Source organism: Microbacterium sp. 8M (genome assembly GCF_902506375.1).
Lineage (GTDB): Bacteria > Actinomycetota > Actinomycetes > Actinomycetales > Microbacteriaceae > Microbacterium.
The window spans coordinates 734,673-758,860 of sequence record NZ_LR733284.1; the positions used below are offsets into that span (position 1 = coordinate 734,673).

The window sequence follows — 24,188 nt, forward strand, 5'->3', positions numbered from 1 at the left end:
AGGAGCCTTGACCGAGTCCTGACGGGACACGAATCCACTGGCCCTTGGAAGAACCGACCGTCACCAAATGATCACCGTGGACTCCTTTTCATACGGCGCCGCATGCCCGCGCGCGCCGGATCCTGGGGAGGGAATCTGATGACCGAGGTGCAGAACACGACGGTGAAGAACGCGCTGGGCCGCTTGGCCGCGCTGGACGAGGAGGGTTTCCTCGACGCGTTCGCGCCGAACGGCTTCGTGGACGACTGGGGGTCGATCTACCGCGGTCGGGCGGAGATCGACGCATGGAGCAGCCGGGAGCTCATCGGCGCGCGCGGAGTGCTCACGGTCACGGGCGTCGACGAGGGTGCGATGGCACCAGAGTCGGGCCAGGAGCGCGTCGTCGTCATCGGCGACTGGCGCTCGTCCTTCGCGAACGGCCCGAGCCGGTTCGAGTTCCTCGTCGTGGACGGGCTCATCTCGTCGATGACGATCCGCGCCGCATGAGCGGGCTGTCCGCCGACCGCGGAGCTCGGGCAACAACGGCGTGACCGTCAGCGGAGCAGTCAGACACCCCTCACATCATGATCCCTCGTCGTCTCAGCGCGCACTGGCGCAGAGGCTGCGGAGCTTTCTGAGCGTGTCTCGCGGCGGGCGGTGGCTGTCGACTACGGGACCACGAACCGGTAGGTCATGTCCGCCGGGTCCGGCCCCATCGGGTCGTACGGTGCCGCGGGGTCGTAGACGTCGAGGTTGTGCTCCCAGAGTGGCCCCCAGTAGCCGTCCTTGTCGATATAGCGCATCGTGAACCAGTACCAGCCGTACGAGTCGACGAGCAGGCGACGCTTGGCATACCCGTTGTCATCGAGTGCCACGAATGCGGTGTTGCCCTCCATCGTCGTGACGTAGATCGTCCCGTTGGCAGGCCCACGGAACTCGACGATGAGGCCCGTGGTCTTGGCCTGAGTCACGGTGAGGTCTTCGGAGCCCGTGACGTTCTCGAACCCGAGCACCTCGATGGGGAGGATGGTGAACGTGCCCTCGGTCGCCGGAGACGAGGCCGAGTCGGTGTAGGTCCATGCCTGGTACGTGTAGTCGCCGGCCGGGAGTTCGAGGCCGCGCGGGTCGAAGGACCAGGATCCGTCCGCTCCGACCGTCGGCGTGTACCGCGACGAGTCGAGCTGCACGGCGACCTTGTTGCCCGGCGTCGTCTTCCCTGTGATCACCGGGGCGAGGTATCCGGTGCTCGCAGGGCTGTCGATGCCGGGTGAGGATCCGGGGGTGCCCGGCGCCGGTGTGGACGTTCCCGTCGGATCAGGGGTCGACTGCCCAGGAGCGGGGCCGGGATCCGGCACGCCCTTGGCCGGGTCGGGGCGTGGCTGGTACTCGAGCGTGTACCGGGCGGCGATGCCCTGGTCGGCTGGATCGATCTGCCCAGGAGTCCCCACAGGCACGATCGGCGACGAGGGGTCCAGCGGATCACGGGTCACGGGAGGGGCTGCGGGCCCCGGTGCCACCGGTGCCGTCTGCACCAGGGTCGGTTCCGGTGCCGCCGCCGCCGGACCGACGGTGAAGAGGGGCGCGATGATGAGACCACCGGCGGTGACCGCGGCTATCCCGCCGCCGATCAACCAGGTGAGAGCGCCGGTGCCGGCGACGACGGCAAGGGCGGTCGCCGTGGTCGCGGACGACAGCGACGCCGTCGCCGCACCGATACCCGCAGAGCCCAGAAGGACACCCAGCGTGGTGCCCTGAAGCCGTGCTGCGCCACCGCGGAGGCTGCCCAGAAGCACGCGGCAGTCTGCGCACTCCGCGAGGTGCAGATCGACCTCCGCGATCAAGCCCGCGTTACGCGGCTCGGTGAGGTACTGCGGGAAGAGGCGGGCGACATGGGTGGTGTCGTCGCGCAGCACATCAGGAATCTGTCGGCTCAGCCACTGGAACTTCAGCCCCGTCCGAGCCCGGCGCTGCAGAGCGGATACCGCATTGGGCTTGATCCTCAGCTCACGCGCGATCTCCGGACGCCCTGCCTCGACGACCTCTGCGAGCCAGAGGACCCGTTGCCAGCGCTCGGGCAATGCCTGCAATGCCTCGAGAACGTCGGCCGCATCGCTGTCGGTCTCGGCGAGACTCAGCGCATCGCGCTCGTCGATCGCATCGATCTCATCCGTGAAGGCGAGCTGGTCGGCATCCTTGGACCAGCGGATCGCCGTGTTGCGCATCACTGTCTTCAGGTACGACCGGAACGCGAACTGGGGTCCGGCGTCGGTCGTCGTCACCTGCTGGTAGATCGCGAGGAACGACTCGGAGACCAGATCCTCCGCTCTGGCCGGTGAGAGGCGGTGGGCGTAGCGGTGCGCCGCACCCGAATGCCGTTCCCAGAGCGCGGCATAGGCGGACCGGTCGCCGTCGCGCAGAGCGGCAAGCAGTTCGGCGTCGGAACGAGTATCCAACGATCCCTCCCGGAAGCGAGGAGCGACCGGCTTGCTCGGGCTTGGCGAGATCCAGTCGAAGGCGATGCTGCGCGGGAACGCGCGCGACTAGTGCTGAATCTATCGGAAACCACCGGGCGGGCTCGGACCTGCCTGTCGGCGGGAACGCGAACTGCGGGCGCACCTCGATCGTCGTGACCTGCTGGAAAAGGCGAGGAACGCCTCGGAGACCGGATCCTCCGCGCACGACGGCGGGAGCCGGTGCGCATAGGGCAGGGCGAGGCTCTGCACGACGGCTGCAACCAAGCGAACGGTCCGACGTCGGCGGATCCGGCCCCTGCTCCTGGTGTGACGGACTGGGTGCCGGACGGGTGCGGATGCGCGGAGTCCGTCAGCCCGGGCGGGGGGGGTACACAACGGCTCATACCGAAGGAGTGCGGAAGCGTCGAAAAGTGACGAATCGAGATTTTCCCACCGCACGCTTGCCGGTGTCCTGGTCCGATATTCCGAACCCCACGCGGAATACTGGCGTGGGATAATGACGCCCTGGGGAAAAAGGACCGGGGACATGGGCAGAGTCGCGGGGGTCGTATCGCGCGTTCGTGGCGCCCTGCCCACGGCGTGGGCCGTCACCTGGCAGTGGGTGCTCATCGCCGCCGGCGTGGCGTGCGCGGTCTACCTCCTGCTGGAGCACGCGAACACCGCATCCGTGGTGACGGCTGCGGCGCTCGCCGCGCTCATCGTGGGCGTCGTGCTCACCTGGTCGGTGCCGCTGGCGATCGCCCTGATGGCGGCGCCGATCGCGTTCGTCACCGAGCGGCTCGCGCTCGGCGGCGCAGACCTGACCGTCTCCGATGCGGCGCTGGCCGCCGGCTTCGGGACCGTGGTGCTGCTGGGAAGCCGTCGATTCAGCCCGCCCCTGCGCGCGATGCTCTGGCTCAATGCCATCTATCAATTCAGCACCCTCTTCACGGTGATCGCGAACCCGTACCCGCAGAACACCGTCGAGTGGTTCCACGCCTGGCTGCTGATCTCGGGCGCGCTCGTGGTCGGCTGGGGGCTCGGCCGGGCGGGCTACGCACGGCTGAGCGCGATCCTGCTCCTGGCGATGCTGGCGCTCATCGCGGCAGGAACCTTCGCGACGGCCGCGCTCAACGCTCTGCAGGGGCACGGCCTCGACGCCGTGTATCCCGTGTGGCCATGGCCGATGCACAAGAACGCCGCGGGGGGTGCGCTGGCACTCGGTGTCTTCCTGGCGTACGCGCGGCCCGACTGGCTGGGGCTCGCCCGCCGCTGGACCGTGACGCTCGTGGTCGCGTTCGGCGCGGCGCTGCTGCTCACCCAGTCCCGTCAGGCGATCGCGGGGCTGCTCGCCGCACTGTTCGTCCTGATCGTCCGCCGCGGAGCGGCCGGTCACGCCGTGTTCATCACCATCCTCGCCGTTCCCGCCGTCGTCCTCATCGTGCAGAGCGTGATCGAGCAGTTCGCGTCGGGCAACGAGTTCAACTCCGCGTACGCGCGTCTGGACTGGATGCGCGAGGTCTATGCGCTGTGGAAGCTGTCGCCCATCTTCGGACACGGCCTGCGGTACTGGTACGTGCACCCGTGGGCCCACTTCCAGCCTCCCCAGGCCGAGCTCGAGGTGGCGGCCTCGGCCGGCGTGGTCGGACTCCTCGGATTCGCGATCATGTGGGGCGGGTTCGTCGTCGTACTGTGGCGGGTCGCGCCCCGATACGGCGCCGTTGCGCTGGGGGCGGTCGTGTTGCGCATCACGGCGGCGCAGTTCGACCTGTTCTGGGTCGCCGCGCAGGTCTCGGTGCCCTTCCTCATCGCGGGCATCTGCCTGGGCGCGCAGGCACTCGCGGTCTCGCGGGGAGAAGGCCGGTACTGGGCGCCGCCGAAGGATGCGCGGCAGAGCCCGTCCGAACGCCGGGCCGCGGCCCGGCGCTCGACAGCCGAAGAGCGGCGGGAACGCCGTTTGTATGATCTTGCTCATTCATCGACCCCGAAGGGCTGACATGGACATCCGGGACTACCTCCGGGCGCTGCGGCGCAACTGGATCGCGATCATCCTCATGACCGCGGTCGGCCTCGGTGCGGCCTACGGGTGGGCGAAGATCCAGACGCCGGTCTACGAGGCGTCGGTGAGCGGCCTGGTGAAGAGCCGGGTGCAGCCGACGGACCCGCAGGAGCAGCTCGCGCAGTCGACGGACACGTTCGCACGCGCCAAGGTGCCCACCTACCTGGTGATGGCCGGCTGGCGCAGCGTCGGCGTGGATGCCGCGAAGACGCTGGGGCTCTCCGACAGCCCGGAGGCCCTCGTGAAACGGATCACGGTGACCAACCCCGAGGGCACCAACATCATCAACATCGCTGCCACCGCATCCTCGCCCAAAGCGGCGCAGCAACTCGCGGACGCCTGGATGAAGGGGCTCGTCGCCGTGATCGACGACACGGACGGCATCGACCGCGAACCGGGGACCTCGCCGGTCATGATCTACATCGCCCAGACCGCGGCGCTGCCGGAGGCGCCCATCTTCCCGAGCGTGCCCACGGCGCTGCTGATCGGCGGGCTGCTCGGCCTCGGCGGCGGCATCGCGTTCGCCATGATCCGCGCCATCTCGGATCGTCGGGTGCGGGGCACGGACGATGTCGAGCAGCGCCTGGGCGTGCCCCTCGTCGGGAGCATCCCGAAGGTCGACGCTGTCGCCGGCGAACGGCGGATCGTCAGTGAGGACGAGCCTCACGCCACCTCCCGCACGGAATTCGCGGTGCGCGAGTCGCTGCGTGCGCTGCGCACCAACCTGCAGTTCATGGACGTCGATCATCCGCCGCGCACCATCGTCGTCACCAGCGCCCTGCCCGGCGAAGGCAAGTCGACGGTGGCGGCGAACCTCGCGATGACCCTCGCCGCGGCGGGCACGAACGTGGTGCTCGTCGACGGCGATCTGCGCCGTCCCACGGTCGCCTCGACGCTCGGCCTCGTCGCCGGCGCCGGCCTGACGGACGTGCTCGCCGGCAGGGCGAAGCTCCACGAGGTGGCGCAGACCGCACCGGACATCCCGAATCTGGCCGTGCTGACCGCCGGTACGATTCCGCCGAACCCGAGCGAAGTGCTGGGGTCCGCCCGCATGCACCAGCTCGTGAAGGACCTCACGAAGCACGCGACCGTCATCATCGATGCGCCGCCCGTTCTGGCGGTCACCGACGGGGCGGTGCTCACCAACCAGGCCGACGGCGCGCTCCTCGTCGTCGCGGTCGGCAAGACCACCTACGACGTGGTGGACAAGGCGCTGAACACGCTCGAGAAGGCGCGAGGTCGGGTGCTCGGCCTGGTGCTGAACCGCGTCTCGATGACCGGGCGTCAGGCGGGCTACGCCTACGACTACCGCGAACGGGCCGAGACGAAGCCGAAGGGCGGTGCAGACCAGACAGCCTCCGTCCCCGGCGAGTCGAAGGCCGTCGGGCCGCAGCGGACGGGCGCGGCTTCGGCGCCGATCCCGGATCCGGTGCTGGTCGCACCCGTCGTCCCGGTGCCTGTGCAGCCGCAGGAGGAGGCGTCTCAGAACGTGCCGGTGGCCACGGCGGCCGGCGCCGCCACGAAACCGCGCCGGGCGTCCGCGCGAGCCGCGCGCGCCGCTCGCGCAACCGCGGCTCCGGCGGAGGACGCGGCGGATCCGGCCGCCATCGCGGAACAGCAGGGCACCGACTTCGAGAGCCTCCTGGGCGACTTCGTCGAGGACGGCGCTCCGGCGGCTCCGCGCCGTCAGCGCGGCCGGTCGTGACTGCGCCGCGGGTCGCGCTGATCACGTCGTCGTACGCGCCGCACGTCGGGGGCGTCGAGACGCACGTCGCCGAGGTGGCGCGTGCCCTGACGGCCCGCGGGAGCTCCGTGGAGGTGTGGGCGGTCGACCGCGGGGAGCGGATGGACGCCGAGTCCCCCGAGGGCTTCCCCGTGCGGTATCTGCCGACGCCTCTTCCGGCTCGGCGCGTGGCGTCGCTGGTGCGGTTCGGCCTGCGCGCACCGGGAGCATGGGCGCAGTGGGCGCGGGCTTTCCGGCGGTTCCGCCCGGACGTGCTGCACGTGCACTGCTTCGGACCGAACGGGCTGTACGCCCTCGCCCTGCACCGTCGATTCGGCACACCGCTCGTCGTCACCTCGCACGGCGAGACCACGGGAGACGACGACAACGTCTTCGCCCAGTCGGCGCTGCTGCGGCGCGGGCTCCGCTCCGCGCTCGCCGAGGCCGTCGCAGTCACGGCGCCCTCGGAGCACGTTCTGAGCGACCTGCGCGCGCGGTTCGGACTGACCGGGGGCGTGGTCGTGCCCAACGGGGTGACCCGGGACATGACGCAGGACCCGGGGGTGCGTGCGCGGCTCCCGGCGGGCGCCTATCTCGCCGCGGTCGGTCGGCTCGGCCGGATGAAGGGGTTCGACCTTCTGCTCGAGGCCTTCGCGCGCGTGCGCTCCACCGGCACGGACGTGCGGCTCGTGATCGCCGGTGACGGCCCGGAACGGGCGGCGCTGCAGGACCAGGCCGCCGTGCTCGGGGTCGGGCACGTCGTGGACTTCCTCGGCTGGTGCTCACCCGGTGAAGTGGCCGCGGTGCTGGCCGGATCCTGGGCGCTCGTGGTGCCGAGCCGCTCCGAGGCGTTCGGCATCGCCGCGCTCGAGGCATGGCGGGCGGAGACCGCGCTGGTGATGACGAACCGCGGCGGTGCCGCTGAGTTCGTCCGAGACGGCGAGGACGGGATCCTCGTCGACCCTCAGGACGTTGACGCGCTCGCGGCCGCGATCCGGCGCGTGCTCACCGATCCGCCGCTGCGCGCCCGGCTCGCGAGCGCGGGCGCGGATCGGGTCGCCGAGTTCACCTGGGAGCGGGTGGCGGACCGGTACCTGCCGCTCTACCCGACGGCGGAGGCGGCCGGATGACGCGGACGTGGAGCTACGAGGGACCGCTGCGGCGCCGGCTGCGCCAGGCGCGACGACTGCTGCAGGCGGCGCCGTCGGTGGGCTCGCGGGGCCTGGTCGTACCCGCGTTCTGGTGGGACGGGCATCCGAATTTCGGCGACGCGCTGACCCCGCTCCTGCTGCCGCGGTACGGCATCGTTCCCGTGCACCGCGAGCCCGACCGGGCGCGGTTGACAGGCGTCGGCAGCATCATCCAGTTCCTGCCCGAGCATTACGACGGCGCGATCTGGGGATCCGGCGCGATCGACGACGCCGAACGCGCGCTGCCGGCCGCGCACGTCCTCGCCGTGCGCGGACCGCTCACGGCCGAGCGGATCGGAGCGGGGGATGTCGCCTATGGGGACCCGGGTCTGCTGGTGGGGCGCCACCTGAGCCGGCCCCGCTCCGACGGCCGGGTGGTGCTGGTCGCGCATGGGCACCACCGCGGCGACCAGGAGCTCACCGGGTTCGCGGAACGGGACGGTGCGCGAGCGGTCAACGTGCATCGGTCCGCGCCGACCGTCATCCGGGAGATCGCCGCGGCGGGCGCCGTGCTGACCACGTCGCTGCACGGGCTGGTCACCGCGGACGCATACGGCATCCCTGCCGTCTGGACGACGCGTGAGCCCGCCCTCATCGGCGGTGATTTCAAGTTCCGCGACTACGAGGCGGCCGTCACTCCCGGCCGCAGCCGGTTCTTGCCGTTCGAGGATGTGCGCACGCCCGACGCCGTGGTGCGCCGGGCGACTCCGGCCGACGCTGAACGGATCGCGGAGCTGTGCGAGGGGCTGGAGGCGGCGCTGCGGCGTCTTCCCGGCGTGCTCGGAGCGCTGCCCCGCTACCCGGCCGGGCTGCTGCGGCTCTGACGCGTCGCACCCACGCCGCGGCCACTCCCACGCGGCTGTCGCGGCTGTCGCGCGGGTGCCGCGGCTGTCGCGCGGGTGCCGCGGCAAGGCGACCAGATGAGATCCTGCTTCACCGCAGCGAGCTCCACACGCGGGCATGTCCCTGTGCGGACCGCTCCCAGGTGAACTCCGCGGCGCGGGCCCGGCCGGCCGCGACGAGCCGGTCGACGGCCGGGTCGCCAGAGGTGGCCGCCAGCACGCCGTCGGTCACGCCGTCGGCCGTGGGCTCGACGATCACGGCGGCACCGCCCGCCACCTCGGGGAGACTGCTCGTGTTCGCGGCGATCACGGGCACACGGGCCGCCATCGCCTCGAGCACGGGCAGTCCGAACCCCTCGTACAGCGAGGGCACGACGACCGCGCGGGCGGCCGCGACGAGGCCCGGCATGAGCTCGTCCGACAGTCGTCCGAGCAGGTGCACCCCGGGCAGGCCGGCGAACAGCTCGGTGCGGCGGGGATGCGGCGGGCCGGCGAGAGCGAGGACCATGCCGGGCCGCTCGCGGTGGATCCGGGGCCATGCGGCCGCCAGGGCTTCGAGGTTCTTGCGTCGTGCCGCTCCGCCCGCGTGCAGCAGATAGGGCTGGTCGAGCCCAAGGCCGGCGCGCGCCTCGGTGGAGAGGGGCGCCGCGTCGAAGTAGCGCGGATCCACTCCGTTCGGCACGACATGGGGATCCGAGACCCCGAGGAAATCCACCGCCTCCGACGCGGTGAACGCCGACACGCAGATCACGGCCGCGGCTCGGCGCGCCTCGGCCGCCGCAGCGGCGACCGGCGCCGATTCATCGGGGAACCGCCACGAAACGACATCGTGCAACGTGATCACGTCGGCGTGCGGGGAGGGCGGCAGCTCCAGCGCCATCCGGTGGGACACGGCGTCACCCGCGAAGAGCGCGCGTCCGAGTGCGGCGCGCGCGGACTCCGACGCCCGCGCCACCCGGCCCAGCGGAAGGCGGCGGTTGCCTTCGAGCCGAGACCGCAGCGAGCGGAACACGAGGGACCGCACGGTCCACGGCTCCGACGCCTCGTGCGTGAGCGCGGCCTGCGCGCGTTCGCCGATCTGGCGCTGGTACGCCTGCGCTCCCATCGGGACCTCGGTCGCGATGGTCGCCAGGGACAGTCGCGGAGCGGTCACGTGCTCTCCCGCCCGTGCGCCCGCGCCCGGTCGGCGGCGCCGCGCGCTGCACCGGTGTGCGCCCGCAGCCAGTCGTCCACCGGCGCGACGCACGCGCTCCACGTGCGTTCGGCGAGCACCCGCGCCCGGGCGGCCGCGGGCACGGGCTCGGTGGCCCGGTGCGTGAGGCGCGCGGCGATCCAGGTGGCCCAGGCATCCGGGTCCGCCGAGATCTGGGCCGGCGCGTCGGGGAAGGCGCTCGCGGCGTCCGGCGTCGCGATCACGGCGGCGCCGGTCGCGAGCGCCTCGGTGAACTTCATGGCAGCCCCCACCCCGTCGATGACGGGCACCGCGATCACGGTGGCCTGCGCCGTGAAGTCGGCGAGGCTCGGCACCTTCCCGACGAACGCGACGCCGGCCGGAAGCACCGACGACGTGTCCATGCCGGTGCCGGCGATCCGGCACTCCGCATCCGGGACGAGGGTCGCGAGCCGCGGCCAGACCTCGCCGAGGAACCAGTCCAGCCCCCGCCGGTTGGGCTCCCACGCCCAGCCGCCGAAGAGCGCGACCAGGGGAGCGCTGCGGGAGTACTCACGCTCGGGCCATTCCGCAGGGTCGATGCCCAAGGGCGCGGCGAAGGCGCGCGCCGCCACATCCGGGTGCTGGGCGACCAGGCGGATCTGCTCGGCGTCCGAGCAGGTCATGACGCCATCGGCGCGCGCGATCGCCCGCGCTTCCAGACGCCGGTGCTGATCGGCCTGCTCGGGAAGACCACGGGCGAGGAGCCAGGAGCTCATCGCGTTGTGCACGTCGAGCAGCACCGGTGCTCCGGGATCGTCCGGCAGCAGCCACACCGAGTCCTGATGCGACAGCACGATCGCATCCCAGCCCCCGCTGCGCACCCTGCGCGCGAGCCGTCGTGCCGCGCCGGGGACCGCCCTGCCCTTCACGTGCAGCCGAGGCCGGACGACCTCGGTCAGTTCCGCGATCGAGGCGTCGTCCTGCGGCCCCGCCGGGCTGACGACGACGATCCGCCACCCGCGTTCCCGGAGCGCGGCGATCTGGTGGTACTGGCGGCGCTGCCCGCCCTGCCCGAACCGGTCGGGCACCTCGACGCTCAGCCAGAGCACCGCGCCCTGCGACGGCTGCGCGCCCGATGCCGCGGACGGTGGCGCCTGACGGGCGGCGTGCGGGGTCCGGGCTCGCGCCATATCGCCTCCCGTCGTGTGCGGTTCCAGTATGCCCGCCGAACCGGCGCGCGGTGGCGAGAGGACGGCCGCGTGCTGCTGGCTATCATCGAGTCGGGACGCGCCCACAGGCGCGGCGACGGGCAGGAGCGCACGTGACCGCGGGACGAGCAGGCGAGGCGACGATCGGGGTCGTCATCCCGCTCTACAACGGCGCCCGCCACATCGCCGAGACGCTCCGTTCCGTGCTCGGGCAGACGCACTCCGCGCTGCAGGTGATCGTGCTCGACGACGGATCGTCCGACAAGGGCGCCGACATCGTGCGCACCGGCTTCCCGGATCCGAGGCTGTCCCTGGTGCAGAAGGCCAACGAGGGGATCGCTCGCACCCGCAACACCGGGCTCGCGCTGCTCGGCACGGACGTCGAGTTCGTGGTGTTCATGGATCACGACGACCTCGTGGCGCCCGATCTCTACGAACGGCTGCTGGGCCTGCTGGAGAGGCGTGCCGACGCGGTCGGCGCGTACGCGATCGCGGACTGGATCGACGTCGCGTCCGCCCCGATCGGTGCGGGGGAGTTCGCCCGCTTCATGCGGGAGCGCCAGGCCGTGCGCGGCGGTCGAGTGGTGCCTCTCGCCCCCGACGAGGACGCCACGCTGCCCGAGCTGTTCCTGGAGAATCACCTCTATCCGCCCAGCGGGATCCTGCTGCGGCGTGAGGCGGTCGACGCGATCGGCGGGTTCGACCCGAGGTACCGGGTCGCCGACGACTGGGACGCCCTGGTGCGTCTCTCGCGGCGCGGTCCGCTCGTGCCCCTGGACGAGATCCTGGTCGGCTACCGGCGTCATGGCGCGAACGCCTCGGGGAACACGGCGCTGAACGTGCGCGAGAGCCGCGCCGTGTGGTCGCGCACCTACTTCTCCTCCGACAACTCCGCGGCCGATCGGCGCGCTCTCCGGGCGGCCTGGCGGGGCATGCAGCGGCACAAGTTCCGGGCGAAGTCGGCTGCCGCCGGGCGGGAACTGCGTGCAGGGCGCCCACTGAACGCCTGCCGCGGCCAGCTCGACGCACTGGCGCACCTCGCGCTGGTCCGTCCTCTTCGACGCTGGGGCCGCTGAACCGCTCGGCTCCGACCACAAGGCCGAGTCCCTCGGCGTGCCGGGTCAGCTCTCATCCAGCAGCGCGCGCAGTCGTGCCCATGCCCAGTCCGGGTCCCGCTGCCGTGCGCGGCGGACACCGGCCTCGCCGCGTCGGGCCCTGGCTGCCGGATCCCTGATGAGCTCGCGGAGCGCCGCTGCGAGCGCATCGGGATCGTTCGGCGGCACCAGCACGGCCACATCGCCCACCACACTCGGAATGCCGCCCGTGCGCGAGGCGACGATCGGCAGGCCGCTGGCCATGCCCTCGCCCAGAATCAGGCCGCTGGGCTCGGCCCACACCGACGGCACCGCCAGCACGTCGGCGTCGCGGTAGAGCGCCGGCAGCGCGTCGCGGTCCGCGAACGGCAGGAACGTCACGCGCGCGCGGCTGGTCCGGGCGAGCTCGCGCACCTCGCGCTCGTATGCGCTCGGGTGCGCGTGCCGATCGAACCCGTGACTGCCGACGAACACGAACTCGGCCTCGTCCGGCGCGAATGCCTGCGCCGCGCGGGCCAGGACGTCGGGCCCCTTCGAAGGGATCATCCGTCCCACGAACAGCACGCGCAGGGGACGCGGCCCCTCGGCGCGTCGGGCCGGCGGGCTGAACCGCGTGGTGTCGACAGGGTTCTCCGCCACGACGACCTTCGCGCGCTGGGCGCGCGGCAGCAGGGCGCGGGTCTCCTCGGCGAGCGCGTCGCTCACGCAGATCACGAGATGGGCGCCGCCGACGGTGCGGTCGGCCTCGCGACGTGCGTAGGTGCGGAACAGCTGATTGTGCGCGTAGATCGACACGCGATGTCCTGTGCCGCGCAGCAGCTGCGGCAGGATCGGGGCGTTGTGGGCGAGAACGTCCGCGGGAGGCAGATCGCGCACGGCCTCGGCGACCGGGGAGTACCACCGGGCCAGCCGGGGGCGGGCGAAGCCCAGCCGCCCCGCGATGGCGTCGAGGTAGCGACCGCTGCGCGTGACGCCAGGGGCACGGTCGTACTCGATCAGCTCGACGTTGCCGTAGCGCGGCGTCATGGTGCTGCGATCCAGGATCACGCCGTGCGGGGCGGCGCCGGCACGGACCGCGGCGTCTGCGAGCAGGTGCACGACCGTCGGAACCGCGGATCCGGTGCGTGGAGAGAAGTGGTCGCCGGGCGTGATCGCGTGGATGACCCGGCGCTCGCCCATGCGGTCAGTTTAGGGCTGGGCGTGCAGCAGGGCGCCGGGCGGAGGCCTCACCCTGTGGGGGTCTGCGACGGTCGACGACCGGCAGGCGCTTCACGGCGTCGGGTGTCGAGACGGCTCCGTGTGCGGATCCCCGCCGAGGGCGGGCATCGCCTCGACGAGCCGGCGCGCGTATCGCTGCGTGCCATACCGGGTGCGCGCCCACTGGGTCACCTCGGGATGCGCCGCGGGCACGGCGTGGAGCGCGGCGATCACCGCGGCGGCGAACGCCTGAGGATCGTCGGTGACCGGGTAGGGGAATCGTCCTTCGTCATCCGTGATCCCCTCGGCGCCGACCGTGGTCGAGACGACGGGAAGGCCGCGCAGCAGCGCGTCGATCGTCTTGAACTTCACGCCGGCCCCGGAGTGCAGCGGCACGACGGCCGCCGACGCCATGCGGTACACCTCGTCGAGGTCGTCGACGTACCCTCTCACGGCTACCCCGGCGGTCAGCGCCGCTCGGCGCTGCAGCGACTCCGGCGGATGGGCGCCGACCAGTGCCAGACCCGTCTCGGGCAGTGCCCTGAGAACCGTCGGCCAGACCTCGTCGAGCAGCCACTCGGCCGCCTCCACGTTCTCGCGTCGGTCGAACGCCGCGACGAACACCACCGGCCCGATGCGCGCCGAGGCGGATCCGTCGACCGGAGGCTCTGGGTGCTCGGACGGATCCCACAACGGTGGATCGATCGCGACGACGCGCGGTCGGCGCGATGCGCGGCGCACCTGCGCGGCGTCCTTGTCGCTGAGCGTGATGACGACGTCGGCTCCGCGGAAGGACGCGGGTTGGGTGAGCGCGACGGTGCACACGCGCCACGCCCGCCATGCGACCTTCCGAGGTGCGCGCTGCGCCCGTGCGGCACGCAGCCAGCGCAGTTCGCGCTGCAACGGCACGTCGTGGGCGATCAGGGCCGTGGGGCGGTTCACCCCGTGAAGCAGGAACGCCATCTCCTCCCACTGCGCCTCGACGAACTCGGCGGTCCCCAGCGCGTCCTGCACGGCCGGGCTGCGTCGCAGCGCCCTGCGGCTGCTCGGGGCGAGCCAGTGCGGGACGAGCACCGCGGCGACACGGTCGGCGATCCGCAGCCCGCGGCAGCCCTCACACGGCACGAGGAGCACGCGCCCCGGATCCTCCGTCCGCGCGCGGCCGATGCGGTTGACCTCGGTCTCGGGGGCGACGGTGACGACGTCGTGCCCGAGACTGCGCAGCGCGGCCAGGTGGCGACGGTAGTACTCGCCACCTGCATGGGGGATCCCGACGTAGGGCACGACCAGGGAGAAGCTGACGATCCTCATCGCCGCGGTCCGGTTCCGACGAACGCCGGCGAGGGCGGGTGAACCACGTCACAGATATACCACCGTCCGGATCCCAGGCAATAGCATCGCGACGGAGGCACCCCATGCCGATCTCGAACCGCAGTGGTTCACCGCCCGCGACGCGGGCGGACGGCATGATGCGCCTGCGGCGAGCCCTGTACGGGCATGCCCGCCGCGCGGTGCACTCCGATATCGGGCTGCGCCTCGCGCATGCGGGGGAGCGTCTGCGCGTGCGCGCGTACCTCGGCGTCGGCGCCGGTACCGGCCCGGGCCGCAGGCCGCGCTCGCACGCGGCTCCCCGTGAGCGGCACGTCGTGATGCTCCCCGCGGGCGGCGGCAACATCGGCGATCAGGCCATGTTCGAGGCGTACCTGGCGAACACGCGGGGAGAGGTCGTGGCGGTGATGCGCTCCGCCGACGCCTACGTCGTACCGGATCCCGACGAGGCGCGGGTGCGCGTGCTGCGCGCGCCGCTGCTGAGCGCGGGAACCCTGCGCGGTCGCTGGAGCGAGGTGCGCGCCCTTGCGGATGAGCTGTGCGCGGCGCGGTCGTTCGCGGTCATCGGCGCCGACATCATGGACGGCGGATACAACCGTGCAGAGGCGGTCACCCGAGCGGAGATGCTCCGGCTCGCGCATCGGCTCGGGGCGCCCGCACAGGTGCTGGGCTTCAGCTGGGGTGAGCACGTCGACGCGGCCGCGACGCGCGCCATGGTGCGGGCGGCTCGAGAGGCGCGGCTGTTCGCGCGCGACCCGATCTCGGCCGATCGCCTCGCCCGCGCCGGCATTGCGACGATCGCGTCCGCCGACCTGGTCTTCTCGGCGGGCGGCGAGCAGGAGCCGGCGGATGTCGCGAGCTGGCTCGAGCACGATCGGGATCCGGTGGTCATCATCAACCTCAGCGGGCTCGTCGAACGCCGCGTCGACATCGTTCCCGAGTTCGTGGGGCTCATCGATCGCCTGACGAGCGGCGCGACGCGCGTCCTGCTGCTGCCGCACTGCCTGCGCGACGGCGACGACGACCTCGCCGTGTGCCGGCGCGCGGCGGCCGCGGCGGCGTTCCCTCACCGCGTGCTGCTGATCGAGCGAGCGCTGCGCCCGGCCGAGGTGCGCTGGCTCACGGCGCGGGCACGTGCGGTCATCACGGGCCGCATGCATCTGTCGATCCTCGCCCTGTCCCAGGGCACGCCGGCCGTGGTGCTGCGCACGCGGGGCAAGGTGGAGGGCCTGGCGCGCATGTTCGGACTGGAGGCGTACGCCCTCGAACCAGCGCCCGGGATCGGCGACGAGATCGATCGTGCGCTCGCCGTGCTGCTGGCGGATGCGGCTCTCCGCGAACGGATCCGGGAGACGCTGCCTCAGGTGCGGGAGCTCGCGCGGCGCCCGTTCGCGTCATCGCAGGCGTCTGAGGCCGTGCCGGGCTGAGGCGGGCGGCTCAGCTCCGCGACCGGGTCACTCCAGCCTGCCGAGCTGCACGAGACGCGCGAACTCGGGATCCTGTTCGCGCACCTGCTCGAACGTGCCCTGTGCCGCGATGCCGCCGTCGCGCAGATGCACGAGGTGATCGACGGTCCGGACGGTCGACAGCCGGTGCGCGACGATGATGATGGTCATCGTGCCCTGCAGCGACTGCAGCGTCTGAGCGATCTCGTGTTCGGTGGCGTTGTCGAGTGCGCTGGTCGCCTCGTCGAGCACGAGCACGCGCGGGCGCCGGTAGAGCGCGCGGGCCAGGCCGATGCGCTGGCGCTGTCCGCCCGAGAGGCGAGTGCCGCGGTCTCCGACGACGGTGTCGACGCCGTCGGGCAGGCTGCTGACGAAGTCGGCGAGCTGCGCCTGGGCCAGGGCGCTGTGCACGCGGGCCAGATCGATGTCCGCCGGATCCACCCCGAAGGCGACGTTGCGGGCGATCGTGCCGCTCAGCAGATACACGTCCTGAGGAACGACGCCGATGCCCGAGTACCACGTCGCCGGGTCCTCCGAGATGCTCCGCCCGCCGCAGCGCACCGCTCCCGATGTGGGGGAGAAGAGGCCGAGGATCAGGTCGACGACCGTGGTCTTGCCGGCTCCGCTGCCGCCGGTGAACGCGACGGTGCGGTTCTCCTGGATAGTGAGCGACAGCCCGTCCAGGACCATCGCGTCCGAGTCCGGGTAGCGGAACGTGACGTCGTCGAGCACGATGTCGCCGCGGTACGGCTCGTCGCTGCGGGGCCGCTCGTCGTAGAGCTCGGCCGGGTCCAGTTCGGCGAGGGCGTCGACCATGATCTTCAGGCCCACGCTGCCGACCCGCATCGTGGCGAGGTTCGCCGAGACCCGGGTGAGGGTGGGCAGCGCCCGGAGGGCGGCTGTCGCGAACAGGCCGAGCACCGGGACGACCTGTGCGGCCGATCCGAACGCGAACATCAGGATCGAGATCCCCACGATCGCGATGATGAACGCGATCTCGAGGATGTGGCGGGGGACGTCGCTCATGAAGCTCAGCTCGCGTCCGGCGCGGGCGCTGCGCAGGCGGGACTGGCGGAAGTCGTCGACGAACGCCGAGCCACGCGAGCTCAGCCGGGTCTCGCGGAAGCCCTCGAGTCCCGGCATGAGCGCCTGCCAGGCCTCGAGGCCAGCCTGGGCGATCGTCTCCCCGATGCGCAGCTGGCGTCGGCGCAGGGCGACCTGCACCCCGCCGACGATGCCGCCGAACAGGATGAGCGTGAACACGGTCGCCCCCGGCGCAGCGAGCGCGAGAACGGCCATGATCGCGACCAGCACGAGCGCGTCGGAGCACATCGTGACCACGGCCATGAGGACGCTGGCCGCCTGGGTCGTCGCATCGTTGATGTTGCGGTAGACGAGGCTCAACGTGCGCGCCCGGTGCGCTGCGTACGGCGCCTGGACGTAGCGGTTCATCAGTTCGGTCGCGGCGAGCGCCGTGATCCGCGTGGTGCGCCCCAGCAGCCACCACCGGAACAGCAGCGACCCGGCTGTCTTGATCAGGAACACGAGGGCGATGAAGCCGCCCACGACCGGGATCAGCACGGACAGCGACGAGCTGCCGACCGTTGACGCGACCCACTCCAGGACGGCGCCCTGCGGCTTGCCCGTCGTGATCAGATCCATCAAAGGCAGCATCGCCGCGACCCCGGCCATGTCGAGCAGGGCGAGCACGACGGAGGCGGCCACCGTGGTCAGGATCCACTGGCGCGGACGCGCGCCCGTCACGCGGAGCAGGACCCCGAGCTGACGCAGCAGCGAAAGCCGGGGTGCCGTGCGGGCTGCATCGCGTGCCATCGCGCGTGTCCTCCCGCGAAATCATTGCAATACCGGTATCGGAATGCTCGGGTCATACGCTAACATCGCTCCTATCCGCGTTATGCCGTCATCTGGGGTCGCATAACGCATTGCATCGACTGGGGAACTGCATATGTCTGAGAACGACCTGTCGGCGGGCGTCAGCCGCCGCACTGTGACCAAGGCCATGGCATGGGCCGTGCCTGCTGTGGCCGTCGCCGCGACCGTGCCGTACGTGGCCGCGAGCGCCTGCAACGATTTCAATCCCGAGAACCCGTGTCCGATCACGCTCTCGGGCACGGGCTGCAAGCTGCCGGGCAACTCGCAGTCCCTGTACAAGGGCTACGCCTTCCGGCTCGTGATCGCGAACCCCACCGGCTCGCCGATCACGATCAACGTGATCTCCGCGACGCTCAACGGCCAGTCCCTCGGGTCTGTCCTGGTCGTGAACCTGAACGACGGTTCCAGCCAGACCAACCCGTTCAGCGTGCCGGCGCACACCACCTACACCGCAGCCCTGCTGACGCAGAACGCGACGAACAGCTCGAACGGCTCGCTGAGCATCACCTACACGGTCAACGGCGGAGCTCCGATGGTCGCGAACGCGACCATTCCGTCTGCGCCGCCCATCCAGGGCGGTTCCTGCACGACCTTCAACTCGACGGAGAAGGGCTACATCGCGGCGCAGTGACGCCCTTTGGACCTCGACGAAGGCCCTGCCTCGGCAGGGCCTTCGTCATTCCTCGGCACCCGACCGCTGGATAGCATCGCACCATGCCCATTCCGTTCGCCGTGATGCTGCCGCTGCTGCTCGCGGGAGTGCTCCTGGTCAGCGCGGTGGCGAAGCTGCGCACGCCCGGCGACCTGCGGGAGTGGGAGGACCTGGGCGTCCCTCGCGCCCTGCGCCGCACGGCCCTGCTGCGGTTGCACCCCTGGGCGGAGGGAATCCTCGCCATCGCTGTGGCAGCGCTCGGCGGCTGGCTCGGCGTTCTCGCCGGTGCCGCGGCCGTGGCGCTGATGCTCGCCTACACGGTGCTCGTGGCCCGGGCCGCATCTCGCGGCGGAGCGTCGTGCACGTGCTTCGGGGCTCCGGCGCGCGTCACCCGCGCGACCGTGGTGCGCAACGTCTGGCTGACGTTGCTCGCGATCGGCGCCGCGGTCTGTGCGTCCGGCACGCCGCTCGCGGGTGGTGCGCTCGCGGCCGGGGTCGCGCAGCTGCCCTGGCTGCTCGCGGCGGCGGTCGCCGTCGTCACGACGGCGCTCGTGCTGTGGCGCGACCCGGGGACTGCCTCCGCCGCGCCCGGTGTGCCCGTGGTGGGTGCGGCCGGCGCGCGCTCGGCCGACGCGGACGGATCCGTGCCGGAGGGCGACGGCGACTATGCGCGCCGCCGCACGCCGGCGGTTCCCGTGACCTTCGCCGACGGCACCGAGGTGAACCTCCGCGCGCTCGCGGCGAAGAAGCCGATCCTGCTGCTCGCGCTGTCGTCGATGTGCGGGCACTGCGAGACGATCCGGGATCGCCGCATGCACTACCGCGCACTCCTGCCCGAGGTCGACGTGCGGCTGCTGCTGGTGGAGCCGACGACGAGTCGCTGGGCTGAGCGCGAGGAACCGCAGTCTTTGCACGATCCCGGCGACTACGTCGCCGGCTCGATCGAGGAGTGGTCCACACCGACCGCCGTGCTGCTCGGCGCCGACGGTCTGCTCGCCGGCGGCCCGGTGACCGGAGACGTGGCCATCGAGGAGTTCATCGGCGACGTGTTCGAGGCGCTGCACGGGGAACGCCCGCCGACCGAGCCGGATCCCGCCGCCGCGGCGGCGGAGTGACCGACCCTCCGGTGAGCGTCGACCGGGTTGCGGCCTTCGGATGGACGAAAGGGGCGGCTCGGCCGCTCGAGCCGGCAGTGGCCCGCGCCGTCAGAGCTGCAGCATCGTGCGGTCGGTGACGCCGGCGAGCTGCACACCCGTCCACCCGCACAGCACCACGAGGAGCAGCGCAAGCACGGCGCACGCCACCCACGGCGTGCGCCGCCCACGGAACCACAGTGTCGCCGATCCGAACGCCAGCGCGGCCAGCGGCAGTGCGCCGTAGGCCGTGCGGAACGCGACGTGCCAGCCCAGCGACACCTGCGCCAGCCATGCCGCGACGCTCACCGCGCCGACCACGGCCACCAGTGCGAGCGGGAGGCCCCGGATCGATCGCCGTCCGACGGCGACCAGGGCGACCGCCCCGGCGACCAGCACCACGCCGACGAGCACCGCGAGCGCGTCGACCCAGGACGGCGCCGAGAACACGTTCCGCAGGTACTCGTCGGGCAGCGTCAGGTACGTGAGCGCCTCGCGGGCGAGCGCGAACGGCGTCGTCGCCCCGGCAGCGAAACGGTAGCCGGCGGCATCGACGCCCGCCTGACCGGTGAGGTCGCCGTACAGGGCGAGGTTGCGCAGCACCCACCATCCGCACCCCGCCACCACGACGACCGCCGAGAGGAGCACCTCCCGCCAGCGCCGCCGCAAGAGCAGCATCACGAGCAGGGCGACGACGAGCGGCGCCGTCGTGATCTTCGTCATGATCGCGAGGGCCGAGAGCAGGCCGATGAGCGCACCGCGCAGCCAGGGCCGGTCGCGCGGCACGTCAAGGGCGACGCGCAGTGCCGCGAACCCCGTGACCAGCGACCAGGTGTCGTTCTGCACCGACGCCGACATCACGACGAGCATCGGATTGAGGGCGACGAACGCGGTGCCGGCGACGACCGCCGCGGGGCGGTCGGGAAGCGCACGCTGCAGGATCCGGGCGACCAGCCAGGTCATCAGGATCGCGCCCAGCACGCCGAACAGGCGCACGGCGAAGAACCCCGCGGCGCCGGATCCGAACAGGGTCAGGAGCAGCGCCGCCACCAGGTAGTACGCCGGGGCCTGCTGCGCCTCGTAGCCGACGTCGGGATCGCCGACGACCGGAAGGGCGCGGTGCTCGGCGAGGTACACCGTGTTCGCCCAGTGCGCGGGCTCGTCGTAGGGCAGGCCGGCGGGCAGCGCGACGGCGGCGATCGCGCCGAGGATCGCGGTGGCGACGCAGAGCGCGACGGTGCCGACGGCGACGGTGTCCGGCCCGCGCCTGCCCGGCTGCTGTCGCGTGAACCATTCGGACCCGTCGTGCCGGCTCACACGCGCATCACCCCGTCGAGCACCGCGCGCATCTCGGCGACGCGCTGCGACCAGTCCGCCGTCTCAGACGGATGCGCACCCGACGGCGGAGCCGGCAGCGGGTCGGATCCGGTCGCGCCCGATGTCAGCGCCCGGTGCACGGCCTCGGTGAACTCTTCGGCGGCGGCGATCCGGATGAGCCCTCCGGCGGCCTCCCGGAAGCCGGCGACGGGGGTCGAGACCACCGGTCGCTGCACGGCCTGGTACTCGTAGAGCTTGAGCGGATCCAGGCTCTCCGTGAACGCGCTCACCACATGGGGGACGAGCAGCACGTCGGCGTGCTGCAGATAGCCGATCACCGCCTCGCGCGGCCGGGCGCCGAGCACGAGCGCGCCGGCGTCGCGCAGCCGGGCGGTGTCGGCGTCGTCGAGCGCGTTCGGTCCGACCAGCACCAGCGACGCGGCGGTGCGCGCGCCCTCGCCGGCCCCCGCGGCGCCGGCGACGTCGGCGGAGGACCTCAGCGACGACGCGGTGCGCACGACCAGGTCGACGTCGAGGCGGTCGCGGTGCAGCGTGCCCAGGTACAACGCGACGGGGCCGGAAGGCAGGTCCGCGGGGCGCGGGCGCGGGGAGCGGTAGGCCGCGGTGTCGACGCCGTTGCGCACCACCGCGATATCCGGCCGCTGCCCGCCCTTGCGGCGGGCCAGCTCGGGGGAGCAGGCCACCACCGCCGCCGCGCGCGCCAGCAGCCACTCCTCGCCCTCGCTGATGCGCCGCATCTCGGCGGCCGGCCGCTCGGCGGCGAGCCAGTCGTCGGTGAGGTCGTACAGCGCCGCCCAGCCGGTGCGCCGGGCGAGGCCGGCCGCGCGCGGGTCGTTGATCCACAGAAGCGGATCGGTCATCCCGAGCCGGGCGGCGGCGCGGACGATCGACCGTTCGATCCGCGCGTCCGCTCCAGGATCGAGCCGGCGGGGCAGCCACTTCACCGGGCGAAGCGTGTGCAGCCGCTCGCCGACCGGACGCTCGCCGTGGCCGAACTCCGGGCGGGCCCCGCGCCGCAGGGCGTACAGCGGATCATCCGGCGGCTCCACGAACAGCACTCGGAGGTTCGGGTCCTCGCGCAGCAGTCCGGCGACGAGATGCTGGTTCCGCCGCCACACCTCGTCCCACCGCTCGAGGGAGACAACGATCAGGTCGCTCATCGATGCTCGCCTCCGCCGCGGTCGTCTGCGCCAGTGGTCGATGCCGCGTGCCGGGCGATCGCCGCGCGGTACACCGCATCCGTCCCCGCCACCTGGGCATCGAGGGAGAACTCGGCGCCCTGCCGGTGCTGCGCGGCGGTCGCGAGGCGCTCGCGTGCATCCGGATCCGCAGCGAGCAGCCGCAGGTTCGCGCCGGCGGCTTCGGCATCGCCCGGCGAGAACAGCGCGTCCGGCTCGAGGCCGCCGAGGAGGTCGAGGTGGCCGCCTGCCGCCGCGGCCACCACGGGCAGACCCGCCTGCATCGCCTCCAAGACGGTCAGGCCCAGCCCCTCGCGCGGACACGGCGCGACGAGGATCCCCGCCCGCGCCATCAGGTCGGCCACGTCGGCCCGGTAGCCGAGGAACCGGGTGCTGCCGTCGAGCCCGCGTCGGGTGACCAGCTCCTCGAGGTCGGTGCGCCGTGCGCCCTCGCCGGCGATCCACAGCTGCCAGCCGGCGGCGGCGAGCCCGGAAGCGGCGAACGCCTCGATCGCGACATCGGTCGCCTTCTCCGCCTCGAGGCGCTGCGCGACGAGGACGACCCGCTCCCGCTCCGGCCGCGGGCCGCGAGGAGCGGTGTCGGGCAAGCCGGAGTGCACGATGGTCGAGGGCACGCCGATCTCGGCGGCCACCGCGCGGCTGATCGCGATCTCGGCGTCCACGACGCGCGCCGCGACGGTGTTCATGTGCACCGCCGCCCGGCGCCGCCGTGGCTGCGCGAAATGGCGCGTCGCCACGACCGCGGGGCGATGCCGGCGGCCGAACGCGAGCGCCGCGGCGGCCTCCGCCGCGGTCATGTGCACATTCACCACGTCGGCGTCACCGCGCACGGCGCGCAGCGCGCGGCGCACGCCGAGGCTGCCGCGGGCGGGCAGGAAGCCCACGCCGCTGCCTTCGAGGGCGGCGGACATGCGCTGCGGATCCCCGCCGATCACCCGCACGCGCGCCCCTGCGGCGTGCTGAGCGCCCGCGAGCCGCACGATGAACCGCTCCACGCCGGCGAACCCGTCGGAGCACACGGCGTGGACGATGTCGAGAGGGCCGTCGCCGTGGGCGGGCTCCGGGTTCGTCGCGGCGAGGGCAGCCTTCGGGAGCGGGGCATCCCCGTCCGCCGTATCGCCCTCGGCTGCATCCGGGCGCACGGACGCCAGCAGCTCGAGGTACCGGCGCGCGACACGGTCCCAGCCCAGGTGCTCGACGCTGCGACGGCACGCGTCCCGCCAGGCGGCGACGTCGGTGGCGGCGACCTGCTCCAGTCGCTCGGCGATGCGCTTCGGATCCGGATCCACGAGATAGCCGTTCACGCCGTCCTCGATGAGGTCTGCGGCGCAGCCCTGGCGGGTAGCGATCACCGGGAGCCCGGAGGCGAGCGCCTCGGAGACCACCATGCCGTAGGGCTCGTACAGGGTCGGGAAGACGAACATGTCGGCTGCCGCGAACATCTCCGACAGGTCGGTCTTCACCCCGGCGAAGTGCACGCGATCGGCGACTCCCGCCCGCTCGGCGCGACGCAGCATGAGCGGCACGGTCTGGGTATCCCCGCCGACCACGAGCAACATCACCGTCGGCGCGTGCACGAGCGCGTCGATCGCCCGCGGAACGCCCTTCCAGCGCAGCTCGTGCCCGACGAAGAGGGCGACCCGGTGCTCATCGTCCAGCCGCAGCGCGGCGCGGGCCGCCGTGCGTTCCGCATCCGTAGGCGGGCGGAAGCGCTCCAGGTCGACACCGTTCGGGATCACCTGCACCGGAGGGGTCACCGCGCCGTACCAGTGTTCCAGCGCTGCGACCTCGGCGGAGGTGAGCGCGACGATCGCGCGATGCGTGCGCCCGCGATAGCGGATCCGGTCCACGACGTACGCGAACGGGACCATCGGGTTGCGCAGGATCCGCCAGAGGGCGCGGCCTCGGGCCTGCACCGCGGCGATCGTGATCACGTGGTTCACGAACACGTCGCCGGCCAGCACCATGCCGTGGCACAGGGAGACGGCGTCGGGCCGCTCTGCGAGATAGCGCCGGGCCCGGGCGCTGCCACGCACGGCGAGCCGGAACTGGGTGCCGATCATCGACAGCCGGCGCCGCCACGCCGCCCGCTGGGTGCGCGCCGGAACGCGCACGAGCTGCGGTGAGGTGAGCGTCTCCACGGTGTGCCCCTGTGCCCGGAACGCGCGTTCGAGCTCCCAGGCCACGCCCGAGATGCCGGCACCGGGTGCGACGCTCGGTGCGATCTGCACGATCCTCATCACGGTGTGATCCCCTGCCCGGCCCATCGGCGCGTGTGCCCCGCCGCGCCGCTGACGTCAG

Annotated in this window: 18 protein-coding genes; 9 read left to right on the plus strand and 9 right to left on the minus strand. The window is 72.4% G+C overall.

The genetic code is table 11. The annotated features are described in order from the left end of the window. Window positions 1-138 precede the first annotated feature (138 nt). The gene (locus AERO9AM_RS03445) at window positions 139-486 is read left to right on the plus strand and encodes a nuclear transport factor 2 family protein (RefSeq protein WP_159574899.1); all 348 of its coding nucleotides are present in this window, start codon (window positions 139-141) and stop codon (window positions 484-486) included. A 161-nt stretch (window positions 487-647) separates the two neighbouring features. Here AERO9AM_RS03445 and AERO9AM_RS17560 read toward each other — a convergent pair whose 3' ends face one another. Further along, complete coding sequence (locus AERO9AM_RS17560; protein WP_159574900.1) at window positions 648-2,432, minus strand: sigma-70 family RNA polymerase sigma factor; 1,785 nt, start codon at window positions 2,430-2,432, stop codon at window positions 648-650. A 547-nt stretch (window positions 2,433-2,979) separates the two neighbouring features. Here AERO9AM_RS17560 and AERO9AM_RS03455 point away from each other — a divergent pair. Genes AERO9AM_RS03455 through AERO9AM_RS03470 form a run of 4 tightly spaced genes read left to right on the plus strand, consistent with a single transcriptional unit; the run spans window position 2,980 to window position 8,228 of the window. After that, window positions 2,980-4,428: an O-antigen ligase family protein gene (locus AERO9AM_RS03455; protein WP_159574901.1), complete on the plus strand. Its 1,449-nt coding sequence runs from the start codon at window positions 2,980-2,982 to the stop codon at window positions 4,426-4,428. A 1-nt stretch (window position 4,429) separates the two neighbouring features. Next, window positions 4,430-6,196 (plus strand): polysaccharide biosynthesis tyrosine autokinase, encoded by a 1,767-nt coding sequence (locus AERO9AM_RS03460; protein WP_159574902.1) that lies wholly within the window; start codon window positions 4,430-4,432, stop codon window positions 6,194-6,196. After that, the gene (locus AERO9AM_RS03465; RefSeq protein ID WP_159574903.1) at window positions 6,193-7,344 is read left to right on the plus strand and encodes a glycosyltransferase family 4 protein; all 1,152 of its coding nucleotides are present in this window, start codon (window positions 6,193-6,195) and stop codon (window positions 7,342-7,344) included. The genes AERO9AM_RS03460 and AERO9AM_RS03465 overlap by 4 nt, the downstream gene beginning before the upstream one ends. Further along, window positions 7,341-8,228: a polysaccharide pyruvyl transferase family protein gene (locus tag AERO9AM_RS03470; protein WP_159574904.1), complete on the plus strand. Its 888-nt coding sequence runs from the start codon at window positions 7,341-7,343 to the stop codon at window positions 8,226-8,228. Before AERO9AM_RS03465 ends, AERO9AM_RS03470 begins: the two co-directional genes overlap by 4 nt. A 109-nt stretch (window positions 8,229-8,337) precedes the next feature. Here the strand turns inward: AERO9AM_RS03470 and AERO9AM_RS03475 are convergent, their stop codons facing one another. Then, on the minus strand, window positions 8,338-9,399 hold the full coding sequence (locus AERO9AM_RS03475; RefSeq protein WP_236602461.1) for a glycosyltransferase family 4 protein: 1,062 nt from the start codon (window positions 9,397-9,399) through the stop codon (window positions 8,338-8,340). After that, the gene (locus AERO9AM_RS03480) at window positions 9,396-10,589 is read right to left on the minus strand and encodes a glycosyltransferase family 4 protein (protein ID WP_159574905.1); all 1,194 of its coding nucleotides are present in this window, start codon (window positions 10,587-10,589) and stop codon (window positions 9,396-9,398) included. Before AERO9AM_RS03480 ends, AERO9AM_RS03475 begins: the two co-directional genes overlap by 4 nt. Window positions 10,590-10,720: 131 nt before the next feature. Here AERO9AM_RS03480 and AERO9AM_RS03485 point away from each other — a divergent pair, with 131 nt between their 5' ends. Beyond that, the gene (locus AERO9AM_RS03485; RefSeq protein WP_159574906.1) at window positions 10,721-11,683 is read left to right on the plus strand and encodes a glycosyltransferase family 2 protein; all 963 of its coding nucleotides are present in this window, start codon (window positions 10,721-10,723) and stop codon (window positions 11,681-11,683) included. A gap of 45 nt (window positions 11,684-11,728) precedes the next feature. Here the strand turns inward: AERO9AM_RS03485 and AERO9AM_RS03490 are convergent, their stop codons facing one another. Then, on the minus strand, window positions 11,729-12,880 hold the full coding sequence (locus AERO9AM_RS03490) for a glycosyltransferase family 4 protein (protein ID WP_159574907.1): 1,152 nt from the start codon (window positions 12,878-12,880) through the stop codon (window positions 11,729-11,731). A gap of 90 nt (window positions 12,881-12,970) precedes the next feature. Continuing rightward, window positions 12,971-14,209, minus strand: a complete 1,239-nt coding sequence (locus tag AERO9AM_RS03495) for a glycosyltransferase (RefSeq protein WP_159574908.1) — start codon at window positions 14,207-14,209, stop codon at window positions 12,971-12,973. A gap of 104 nt (window positions 14,210-14,313) precedes the next feature. On the opposite strand from AERO9AM_RS03495, the gene AERO9AM_RS03500 reads away from it, so the two are divergent. Beyond that, window positions 14,314-15,654 carry a polysaccharide pyruvyl transferase family protein gene (locus AERO9AM_RS03500; protein WP_159574909.1) on the plus strand — a complete coding sequence of 447 codons (1,341 nt, stop codon included), beginning with the start codon at window positions 14,314-14,316 and terminating at the stop codon, window positions 15,652-15,654. Window positions 15,655-15,681: 27 nt separating this feature from the next. Here AERO9AM_RS03500 and AERO9AM_RS03505 read toward each other — a convergent pair whose 3' ends face one another. Next, complete coding sequence (locus AERO9AM_RS03505) at window positions 15,682-17,505, minus strand: ABC transporter ATP-binding protein (RefSeq protein ID WP_159574910.1); 1,824 nt, start codon at window positions 17,503-17,505, stop codon at window positions 15,682-15,684. A gap of 133 nt (window positions 17,506-17,638) precedes the next feature. Between AERO9AM_RS03505 and AERO9AM_RS03510 the strand changes: the two genes are divergently transcribed. Both AERO9AM_RS03510 and AERO9AM_RS03515 read left to right on the plus strand, forming a co-directional pair. Next, the gene (locus AERO9AM_RS03510) at window positions 17,639-18,196 is read left to right on the plus strand and encodes a hypothetical protein (RefSeq protein ID WP_159574911.1); all 558 of its coding nucleotides are present in this window, start codon (window positions 17,639-17,641) and stop codon (window positions 18,194-18,196) included. 83 nt (window positions 18,197-18,279) lie between these two features. Next, window positions 18,280-19,332 (plus strand): MauE/DoxX family redox-associated membrane protein, encoded by a 1,053-nt coding sequence (locus AERO9AM_RS03515; protein WP_159574912.1) that lies wholly within the window; start codon window positions 18,280-18,282, stop codon window positions 19,330-19,332. A gap of 90 nt (window positions 19,333-19,422) precedes the next feature. On the opposite strand, the gene AERO9AM_RS03520 is transcribed toward AERO9AM_RS03515, so the two are convergent. Genes AERO9AM_RS03520 through AERO9AM_RS03530 form a run of 3 tightly spaced genes read right to left on the minus strand, consistent with a single transcriptional unit; the run spans window position 19,423 to window position 24,127 of the window. Beyond that, entirely contained in the window at window positions 19,423-20,667 is a 1,245-nt protein-coding gene (locus tag AERO9AM_RS03520) for a glycosyltransferase family 39 protein (RefSeq protein ID WP_159574913.1), read from the minus strand. Beyond that, complete coding sequence (locus tag AERO9AM_RS03525) at window positions 20,664-21,848, minus strand: glycosyltransferase (RefSeq protein ID WP_159574914.1); 1,185 nt, start codon at window positions 21,846-21,848, stop codon at window positions 20,664-20,666. The genes AERO9AM_RS03520 and AERO9AM_RS03525 overlap by 4 nt, the downstream gene beginning before the upstream one ends. Next, a complete protein-coding gene (locus AERO9AM_RS03530; RefSeq protein WP_236602462.1) occupies window positions 21,845-24,127 on the minus strand; it encodes a glycosyltransferase in 2,283 nt (760 codons plus the stop codon). Before AERO9AM_RS03530 ends, AERO9AM_RS03525 begins: the two co-directional genes overlap by 4 nt. Between the last annotated feature and the right edge of the window lie 61 nt (window positions 24,128-24,188).